Source organism: Synechococcus sp. R6-10, assembly GCF_047461815.1.
Taxonomy (GTDB): Bacteria; Cyanobacteriota; Cyanobacteriia; order Thermostichales; family Thermostichaceae; genus Thermostichus.
Genome location: NZ_JANSHW010000065.1, coordinates 1 through 8,860 on the forward strand (window position 1 = coordinate 1; position 8,860 = coordinate 8,860).

Here is an 8,860-nt window from a genome sequence, read left to right on the forward strand (position 1 = left end):
TTACCGGCCCCCCTTACGACACCCTTGAAGAGGTCATCGGTCTGCGGGGTTCCGGGCGGGGATCCCTACGGGAGTTTGGCATCGGTTACCGCCAGTTGGATTTGCGGGAGGGAACTGTCGATTGGCAGGCCCTGAAAACCGCCCTCAGACCGCAAACCCGCTTGGTTCACATTCAGCGGTCCTGTGGCTACGATTGGCGGCCCAGCTTTTCCATTGCCCAGATTGCCGAGATGATCCAAATGGTCAAAGCGCAAAACCCCGAAGTTGTGGTTTTTGTGGACAATTGCTACGGCGAATTTGTGGAAACCCAGGAGCCAACCCATGTGGGCGCAGATCTGATTGCCGGATCCCTGATCAAAAATCCGGGGGGCACCCTCGTTCCCGCAGGGGGCTATGTGGCCGGGCGGGCAGAGCTGGTGGAGCAAGCCGCTTGTCGGTTAACGGCTCCGGGCATTGGTTCGGAGGGGGGGGCAACTCTAGATCTCAACCGCCTTCTGTTTCAAGGCTTGTTCTTGGCCCCGCAGATGGTGGCCGAAGCGGTGAAGATCGCCCATCTGGCGGCGCAGGTGTTTTCTGATCTGGGCTACCCGGTCTCGCCTCTGCCTCAAGCTCCTCGCACCGATATCATCCAGGCCATTCAATTGGGATCCCCGCAAAAGCTGCAGGCTTTCTGCCAAGCGATTCAAAACAGTTCTCCTGTGGATTCCTACCTCACCCCAGTGCCGGAGGTGATGCCCGGTTATGCAGACCCGGTGGTGATGGCAGCAGGCACCTTTATTGCCGGGAGCAGCGCCGAGCTGTCTGCCGATGGGCCGATGCGGGATCCCTACACCGTCTACTTGCAGGGGGGAACCCATCTCTACCATGGGCGGCTGGCCCTAGAAGCCGTCTTGCAAGCTTGGGAAACCCTGTAGGCCAACAGTTTGCTCTCGGCTGAAACAGCAAGGAAGGGGCAAGCCAACAACCTCAAAACTCAGCACGAAGTTGGCAGGAGTTGTCGTCTCTGACCAACTTTTCGCTCAATCAATCAGGGGGTAGGATCAGTCTACAGTTGCCATTCTTTAGAAAGGGATCCCTTCCGATGTTGAGCTGGTATCGTTCTTGCGCATCTCCTCGCCGTTGGGGATCCCGTTTGACTCTGGCTCTGGTGGCATTGGGGTTGGCCGGCGGCTGTCGGCTGCTGGATCGGGTGGGAGAGAGAGGCTTGCCGGTGGGATCTGCGCTGACCCGTTCTGCTCTGTGGAGAGGCAGCCAAACCGTGACGGGAGCGCTGGAGGTGGGAGATCAAGTCAGCCGCCAGTACGGCAGCTTTTGGGATGGGATCCCCGTCACCGCTGAGCCGGGACAGATTTTGATTGCGGCCCTAGAGAGCGAAGATTTTGATGCTTATCTGGAGCTGGTGGACGGTCAAGGGCGGGTGATTGGCTTTGACGATGACTCTGGCCTGGATGTGAATGCCCTGTTGGCAGTGCGTCTGCCGGAGGGAGGCACCTATACCCTGCGGGCCACCAGCTTTGAGCCGGAATCCACCGGCAACTACCGGCTCACCTATATCCTCACCCAGGTAGATTGGCAGGAAAGCCTATCGGGCCGTCTGCAGGAGGGATCCCTTCAGCATCCTGAGGATGGCAGTTGGATGGACGAATATCCCATTGCCGCCCGCGCCGGCCAGATCCTGATCGCTTCCATGACCAGCTCCGATTTCGATGCCTTTTTGCAGCTGCTGGATCCCAGTGGAGAAGTCAGGGCTTGGGATGATGACCAAGGGGGTGGAACCGATGCTCTGATGATTGCCTTTCTGCCCCGCACCGGCACTTATACCCTGCGGGCCAACACCCATAAGCCACGAGAAGAAGGAGCCTATAGGTTACAGTACGCCTTGCGCTAGCCCCTGCTCGCCCAGATTCCCTGTCTTACAGCTTGGATAAGGGGGCTTGTGAACCTTCTGATGCTGATGTCGAGATTTTGACAGGAATCATCGTTTTTTAACGCCTAATGTTGATATATGTCAGGAGTTGCCAGTTTACCTTCCTAAGATCCTCACAAAGCCAGAAGGGGCACTGCTTGCTGAGCTTTGTGGGAAAGCATAACATCTTATCCTAAGTTGTGACGGAGCTGAAATATTGTCCTCGGGGATGAGGTCTTTTTTCTAGAATCGAATCGATGGCCTAGACCATTCTTTTGCAGTTCAGCCCCTATCTCCACAAAATGGATGCCATGACTCCTGAAATGGTACGCCAGTTTTGGTCTTTGGTCAGCGAGATTGGCAGGCCAGATTGGCTCACAAAGCGTGACGATGACTTGGTGAACCTGCTTCTGAGCGCCTGTCAGAAAAAACACGCCCTCAGCAGTGTCGATGCCTCAATTCTCAATCGCTACATCAGCATTCGCTTGCCCTTGATTCGCGATATCCTCGTGGATTAAACCTAGAGAGGACAAGGTTTTCCCATCATGCTGGCCGCACAAATCACCTTGCTGGTCTACGGGGCACTGCTTTTGGTGGGCGGAGCAATCGGCTATAGCAAAGGCAAAAGCTCCAAGTCTCTCATCGGGGGGCTGGTTGGGGCCGCCCTCAGCGGAGTCAGCTATGGGCTGCTGGGGGTGGATCCCCGCTGGGGGCTGGGCTTGGGCCTGGGGACGACAGTGCTGGGATCTATCGTATTCGCCCTGCGCTACCGCAAAACCCGAACGTTAATGCCTGCCGGCTTGATGTTCATCCTCAGCTTGGGAGCAGCTGTCCTTCTGGGACTTAGCTTTGGAGCGGCCTAGGCGACTTCTGGTTGCGCCGGTGGGGTGAAGTTTGTTGAACATTCGATGTAGTCAATTTCGATGTAGTCAATTTTCAGCTCTCGGCCCGAGCGAATCTCTTCCATCGGGGATCCACAGTTGGGGCAAGCATAGCGCCGGCCTATTTCTGGCTTGTATTCTTGGCCGCAGGGATGGCAATAGGCAATGAGCGGCGTTTCCCGGATGACCAACTGGGATCCCTGTAGGAAAGTACCCTGGGTTTGTGCGGCATAGGCAAAGGTTAGGCTGGCCGGCTCTACACAGGTAAACTGTCCTACCACCAGGTGCACCCGAGCGATCTGAGGCTGTCCCGGCTGACTTTGCCACCAGTCACGTAGTGTTTGGATCAAGGCGCGGGTCATGTCGGTCTCGTGCATCTCTTACCTCCAGTCGCCGGCCATTTCTGGCGTCGCCTCCGGGTGGATGTAGGCGGGCTTCTCTCGGCGCGGCAGTTGCCCAGATACCACCAAATGGGCCAGCGTATCGCAAATGACTCGGGTGGCCATCAGGGCTGTGATATCGCTAATGTCGTAGGGGGGAGAGACTTCCACCACCTCCAGGCCACAGATCGGTGCTTCCCGCACAATGCGCTTGAGCAAGTAGAGCGCTTCCCGCGGCAGCAGCCCACCCGGCTCTGGCCAGCCTGTACCGGGTACAAAGCCGGCATCGATGCAGTCGATATCGAAGCTGATGTACACACAATCGGTGCCGTCTAGGGCTTTTTCGAGGGCGAAATCGGCGGCTGCATCCAAGCCCATTTCGGTGATGTCGGTAACGGTGAGGATGTGGGTGGCCCGCTCCCGGCACACTTTCACCCCTTGCCGTGGCACTTGCCAGCCGCCAATGCCCAGTTGCACCAGGTTGTGGGCCGGTGCGTTGCGGATGTTGGTGGCATGAAACCAAGGACAGGTGTGCATGCGCTCATCCAAGTCGGTTTCTTGGGTGTCCACATGGCGGTCGAAGTGGATGATGCCCATCTTCTTGTCCCCCAAGTGGCGACAGATCCCCCGCACCGTGGGAAAGCCAATCGAATGATCCCCGCCCAGGATGACGGGAAAGGCGCCAGACCCGAAAATGTGAGCTACCCCTTTGGAGATTTGGTCGAAGGATTTTTCGTTGTTGGCCGGGATCGTAAAAATATCGCCGACATCGCAGAGGGTGATCTGCTCTCGCAGATCGACGCCAAACTCAAAGTTGTAGGGGGTGTACAGAGCGGAAATGCGCCGGATCCCCTGTGGGCCAAAGCGAGTGCCGGGCCGATAGGTGGTGCCGGAATCGTGGGGTACACCCACCACTGCCACATCGTACTCCCCAACTTTGCGCACATCCTCCAGGTAGGGAGCCTTGAGGAAGGTGTTGATGCCGGCATAATGGGGCAATTCGCCACGGGAAAAGGTGGGGATGGAGCGATCGCCGATGCTGGCTGCTGCCTCGAGGCCAAACTCTAAGCCTCGACTCACCTCTTGCTGCCAACCGGATAGGGAAAGCCTCGCTTCTTTGGCCAAAGCCGCTTGGGCTTCGGTGGAAAAGCCGTTATTTGCGTTCGATTCGGTGGTCATGGCTGGGATCCCCCATTAGGTGGTGTATTCGGCGTTGATGCGCACGTAATCGTAGCTGAGATCGCAGCCCCAGGCCACGCCCTGGCCGGATCCCTGATGGAGATCCACGGTGAAGGTCACCGGATCCCCTTTCAAGTACTCAGAGGCTGCCTTGCGATCGAAAGCCAGGGGCATTCCCGCCTGCATGAGCAGAAAATCCCCCAGACGGATATCCAACCAGCGGCTGTCAAAAGGGATCCCGGCTCGGCCGGCGGCGGCTGCCACCCGTCCCCAGTTGGGATCGTTGCCAAAAGCTGCCGCCTTCACCAAGGGAGAGCTGGCGATCACACGGGCCATATGCCGGGCTGCCCCATCATCCACAGCCCCACACACCCGAATTTCCAGCAGCTTGGTAGCTCCTTCCCCATCGCGGGCAATGGCCTTGGCCAGATGAATGCAAACTTGGTTGACCATCTCCGCCAAAGTCTGGGCAGCTTCTGTGCCGGCTTGCAGGGTTGGGATCCCACTTTGGCCGTTGGCCAGAGCCAAGAGCATGTCGTTGGTGCTGGTATCCCCATCCACCGTGATTTGGTTAAAGCTGAGGTCAGCAGCTTGCTTGAGGATCTGCTGCCACAGGCGGGGATCCACAGCCGCGTCGCAGGTTAAAAAAGCCAGCATCGTGGCCAAGTTGGGGTGGATCATGCCGGATCCCTTGGCAATGCCCCCGACCCTGACGGTGTACCCGTCGATCTCAGCTTGCAGGGCAACGCTTTTGGTCACCAAGTCGGTGGTGATGATGGCGCGGGCGGCGCTCTCCCCCCCCTCTGGAGAGAGGCTGTCGATAAGGCCAGGCAGGGCTGCTTGGATTTTCGGCATTTCCAGTTGTCGCCCGATGACCCCTGTGGAGGCCGTGAGCACCTGATGGGCCGGGATCCCCAACCGTTCTCCCACCCAGAGGGCCAGTTGGGCGTTGTTGCGCTCTCCTTCTTCTCCGGTACAGGCGTTGGCTTGCCCAGCATTGCAGAGGATGGCCCGCACCGGCTGCTGTTGGGCGAGGATCCCTTGGTTGTAGGTAACACAGGCTGCTTTGACCTGATTGGTGGTAAAAACGCCTGCCCCAACCGCATCGCACTCGGAAACGATCAAAGCCAGATCCGCAGCTCCTGAGGGCTTGAGGCCAGCGGCCACTCCAGCGGCTCGAAATCCTCGCGGGGCTGTAACAGCACCTGCAACCGGTTTAAATGGGGATCCCATGTGTTCCTTGGCCAGAGGGTGGTCGGCAACATCATACCGACTTGCTGCTCCGATTTGGGTCATCGCAAGCTTTCCGTGAGAAACTCTCTGGAAACCGGTTCTGAGGGCAAGAGTTGTAGTTATGCCTACCAAGCAGAGGCAGCAGAGAGGGGTATTTTGAAAGTGTGCGCTTTCTATCACCCATCTTTTCCCCTTTTTAGATTGGGAAGGATACTCTTCTATCCTCTGCTCTGGGAATTGCCAGCCATGCCCACCCCTGTCATTACCCTCAACCATGTCAGCAAGGTCTATTCCAATGGCACGGTGGCTTTGCAGGACATGAATATGACCATCCAAGAAGGGCAGTTCGTTAGCTTGGTGGGGCCATCCGGCTGTGGGAAAAGCACAGTGCTGCGGTTGGTGGCGGGTCTGGGGCATCTGACCACAGGCTCTATCGAATGGGGGCAAAGTTTTGAGAAGAACGCCCCCCAGGGGGAGCCCAAGTTGGCCTTTGTGTTTCAGGAGCCGGCTCTCATGCCTTGGGCAACGGTGATGGACAATGTGCGTCTGCCCTTGAAGTTGGCAGGTGAGCCCAAGCCAAAAGCCGATCGAGATGTCTTGGAAGCTCTACAACGGGTGGGCCTGCAGGGGTTTGAGCGCAGTTTTCCCCGCGAGCTATCGGGCGGCATGCGCATGCGGGTTTCCATTGCTCGCGCCCTGGTAACCAAGCCGCAGGTGTTGCTGATGGATGAACCCTTCGGAGCTCTGGATGAAATCACCCGCAGCAAGTTGAACAGCGACCTGTTGGAGCTGTGGCAAGAAAAGCGCTGGACGGTGCTCTTCGTTACCCACAACATTTACGAGGCCGTCTACCTGTCCAACCGCGTGGTGGTGATGGCGGCTCGCCCAGGGCGGGTGATAGCCGATATTCCCATCGATGCGCCCTATCCCCGCTCGGAAGACTTTCGCACCTCTTCCCTTTACAACAACTACTGCCGTGAAGTGTCGGCCCGTCTGCACGAGGCCATGCACGGCTCAGCTCAGGATCCCCCCTATTTGCGCCCCCTCTCTGCTGGACGTTTGCGCTGATGGGATCCCTTGCTTGACAGTGCTCCCTTGACTCTCTATTGCGTATCTCAACTTCACGATATGTTCGACCCGTTTGTCCACCTTCTCGACCCATTGCGCCGCTGGCTGGGATCCCTTGTTGGCTTGGGGGAGAGCTGGCCTCTCCATTGGCCGGATTGGTCTCTGCCCAAGCTGACCGGCGCAGTTGGAGAAAAACTCGGATCCCAACCCACGGATGAGGCAGACATACCGAGTGCCGGCTCAGGGGTGCCTGCAAAGGGGTTGAATCTGGGCCGTTGGTTCAACCTGGAAGTGATTGCCCCCCTTATCGTCGGGATCCTCTTCTTGGTGGGCTGGGAAGTGGCGGTGCGGGTAACGGGAGTGCCCCACTACCTCTTGCCGGGGCCGATTTTGGTGGTGCAAACCCTCATCCGCGACTGGGGAACGCTTTTTCCTTCCCTGTTGATCACTGTGCAAATTACGGTGGTGGCCTTTTTGGCTGCCACAGTGTCGGGGCTTTTGGTCTCGATTGTGTTCACCCAGAGCAAATGGATCGAGCGCAGCTTTTTCCCTTATGCGGTGATTTTACAGACGATGCCCATTGTCTCCATCGCCCCGCTGATCATCATTTGGCTGCGCAACAACACCTTTGCTGCGATGGTGGTGTGCGCCTGGATTGTGGCTTTTTTCCCGATTCTTTCCAACACCACTCTGGGGCTGAACAGCGTCGATCACAACCTGCTCAACCTGTTCCAACTGTACAAGGCCAACCGCTGGCAAACGTTGATCTACTTGCGGCTACCCAGTGCCATGCCCTATTTCATGGGGGGCCTGCGCATCAGCGGTGGCCTCTCTTTGATTGGGGCGGTGGTGGCGGAGTTTGTCGCTGGTACTGGCGGGCAGCGGGCCGGGATCGCCTACCAGATCTTGATCTCCAGCTTCAACCTGCAGGTGCCCCGCATGTTTGCGGCCTTGATCTTGGTCACCGGCTTGGGGATCCTGATCTTTATTTCCTTAAGTGCTCTATCCGACAGGGTGTTGGGCAAGTGGCATGAGAGCGCTGTGCGCCGAGAGAACTGAAAAATTGAACTTTGGTGAAAATTAGGGCCCCCTCTCTAACATTTAGGGTCATTTGGATTCAAACTAGGACGCTGCACCCACCCCTAAAACGTTGAACGCACGCGGCCAAAGGCTTTTCTCAATAGCTCAGGCGCCTCACTCTAACCTGAAACGACTAAGTGCCTTGAATAGGAGCAGGTGGAAGGCGTCTTCTGGAAAAGTCCAGAGATATCGCTGCGCTTGCTGTCGGCGGCTATCTCAGATGCTATTTTTGGGTTGCTATCGGAGGGGGATGAACTCAGTGCGGCCAATGATTTGCTGGCCTTGATCCGAGAGCGCGTAGTTGATGAAATCGGCCACCACAGGGCTGGTTCTTTGAGGTGCCACCAAAAACACATTCCGCGCCAAGGGGTAGCTGCCCCTCTGAATGGCCTCACGGGTGGGCATCTGGCCGTCGATGGGCACAATCCGCACCGTTTGCTGGTTTTGCACCTGATCGACAGTGCTGTAGGTGATGCCATCTTCTCCCAAAGCCCGCAGCAGCGGGGTGGTGACATCTTCTGTGGCGGTGGTGAAGTAGGGAGGGTTATCGGGAGCGAAGGGCAGCCCCAACAACACGAGTTCTTGGAAAACGCTGTAGGTGCCGCTCTGGGGGGCGCGATTGAGGACCCGAATCCGCCGATCCGGGCCGCCCACCTGGCTCCAATTGGTGATCCGACCCTGGAAGATATCGGCCAATTGCTGCAGCGTCAGTCCTCCTTTGTAGGGGTTGTTCACCCCCACCGCCACCGCCAGGGCATCTTTGGCCACCGGGATCGCCTGTAGACCCGCCTGCACTTCGCTGGCATTGAGGGGGCGGGAGCTAGCGGCCATCTGGATGCGACCTTCCATCAGGGCCTTCAGGCCGGCATTGGATCCATTGGGCTTGCCATCCGGGATCCCATAGGCGAGGGGAATGCCGGGGTTGCGCTGGGTGTAGCCTCCCTTCAGGGCCAAGACGATCCGGATCATCGTGACGCTGCCATCCATCTGGAGCACTACTGGGTTGGGCAGAGAAGTATCCAGATTAACGGCGTTGGCAGGCGGGTTGGGTACCTGGGCCTGAGGGGGGTTGGGCGCTGTTGGGGCTTGGGGCCGGGCAGCTGGAATCTGGCTGGGGATAGGAGGCGTGTTCT

The 8,860-nt window shown here is 57.9% G+C and carries 10 protein-coding genes; 6 read left to right on the forward strand and 4 right to left on the reverse strand.

Annotated elements, in window-relative coordinates; all coding sequences use genetic code 11:
- The 4 genes from NW837_RS02080 to NW837_RS02095 all read left to right on the forward strand — a co-directional run.
- Window positions 1-914 (forward strand): methionine gamma-lyase family protein (locus NW837_RS02080; RefSeq protein WP_414329051.1); only part of this gene is annotated, 914 nt, incomplete at its 5' end.
- A 167-nt stretch (window positions 915-1,081) separates the two neighbouring features.
- Window positions 1,082-1,888 (forward strand): PPC domain-containing protein, encoded by an 807-nt coding sequence (locus tag NW837_RS02085; RefSeq protein WP_414329052.1) that lies wholly within the window; start codon window positions 1,082-1,084, stop codon window positions 1,886-1,888.
- Between the two features lie 329 nt (window positions 1,889-2,217).
- The gene (locus NW837_RS02090) at window positions 2,218-2,424 is read left to right on the forward strand and encodes a hypothetical protein (RefSeq protein ID WP_238376795.1); all 207 of its coding nucleotides are present in this window, start codon (window positions 2,218-2,220) and stop codon (window positions 2,422-2,424) included.
- Window positions 2,425-2,451: 27 nt separating this feature from the next.
- On the forward strand, window positions 2,452-2,769 hold the full coding sequence (locus tag NW837_RS02095; RefSeq protein ID WP_011434105.1) for a TMEM14 family protein: 318 nt from the start codon (window positions 2,452-2,454) through the stop codon (window positions 2,767-2,769).
- Here the strand turns inward: NW837_RS02095 and hypA are convergent.
- From hypA to argJ, 3 genes are read right to left on the reverse strand one after another with little or no spacing between them, the layout of a single operon-like run.
- Window positions 2,766-3,164, reverse strand: coding sequence for a hydrogenase maturation nickel metallochaperone HypA (hypA, locus tag NW837_RS02100; RefSeq protein WP_011434106.1), 399 nt, complete (start codon window positions 3,162-3,164; stop codon window positions 2,766-2,768). The two genes, NW837_RS02095 and hypA, sit on opposite strands and share 4 nt — an antisense overlap.
- Window positions 3,165-3,167: 3 nt before the next feature.
- Entirely contained in the window at window positions 3,168-4,346 is a 1,179-nt protein-coding gene (speB, locus tag NW837_RS02105) for an agmatinase (protein WP_414329053.1), read from the reverse strand.
- A 15-nt stretch (window positions 4,347-4,361) separates the two neighbouring features.
- Window positions 4,362-5,579 (reverse strand): bifunctional glutamate N-acetyltransferase/amino-acid acetyltransferase ArgJ, encoded by a 1,218-nt coding sequence (argJ, locus tag NW837_RS02110; protein WP_414329057.1) that lies wholly within the window; start codon window positions 5,577-5,579, stop codon window positions 4,362-4,364.
- Window positions 5,580-5,825: 246 nt separating this feature from the next.
- On the opposite strand from argJ, the gene NW837_RS02115 reads away from it, so the two are divergent.
- Window positions 5,826-6,647 (forward strand): ABC transporter ATP-binding protein, encoded by an 822-nt coding sequence (locus NW837_RS02115; protein ID WP_414329054.1) that lies wholly within the window; start codon window positions 5,826-5,828, stop codon window positions 6,645-6,647.
- A 60-nt stretch (window positions 6,648-6,707) separates the two neighbouring features.
- Complete coding sequence (locus NW837_RS02120) at window positions 6,708-7,706, forward strand: ABC transporter permease (RefSeq protein WP_414329055.1); 999 nt, start codon at window positions 6,708-6,710, stop codon at window positions 7,704-7,706.
- 258 nt (window positions 7,707-7,964) lie between these two features.
- On the opposite strand, the gene NW837_RS02125 is transcribed toward NW837_RS02120, so the two are convergent.
- A partial coding sequence (locus NW837_RS02125) for a phosphate ABC transporter substrate-binding protein (RefSeq protein WP_414329056.1) occupies window positions 7,965-8,860 on the reverse strand: 896 nt, incomplete at its 5' end.

Excerpts from the sequence above, each read along its gene's own strand:
- NW837_RS02085 (WP_414329052.1), top strand. The coding sequence starts at position 1,082 with ATGTTGAGCTGGTATCGTTCTTGCGCATCTCCTCGCCGTTGGGGATCC.
- NW837_RS02090 (WP_238376795.1), top strand. The coding sequence starts at position 2,218 with ATGACTCCTGAAATGGTACGCCAGTTTTGGTCTTTGGTCAGCGAGATT.
- NW837_RS02095 (WP_011434105.1), top strand. The coding sequence starts at position 2,452 with ATGCTGGCCGCACAAATCACCTTGCTGGTCTACGGGGCACTGCTTTTG.
- hypA (WP_011434106.1), bottom strand. The coding sequence starts at position 3,164 with ATGCACGAGACCGACATGACCCGCGCCTTGATCCAAACACTACGTGAC.
- speB (WP_414329053.1), bottom strand. The coding sequence starts at position 4,346 with ATGACCACCGAATCGAACGCAAATAACGGCTTTTCCACCGAAGCCCAA.
- argJ (WP_414329057.1), bottom strand. The coding sequence starts at position 5,579 with ATGGGATCCCCATTTAAACCGGTTGCAGGTGCTGTTACAGCCCCGCGA.
- NW837_RS02115 (WP_414329054.1), top strand. The coding sequence starts at position 5,826 with ATGCCCACCCCTGTCATTACCCTCAACCATGTCAGCAAGGTCTATTCC.
- NW837_RS02120 (WP_414329055.1), top strand. The coding sequence starts at position 6,708 with ATGTTCGACCCGTTTGTCCACCTTCTCGACCCATTGCGCCGCTGGCTG.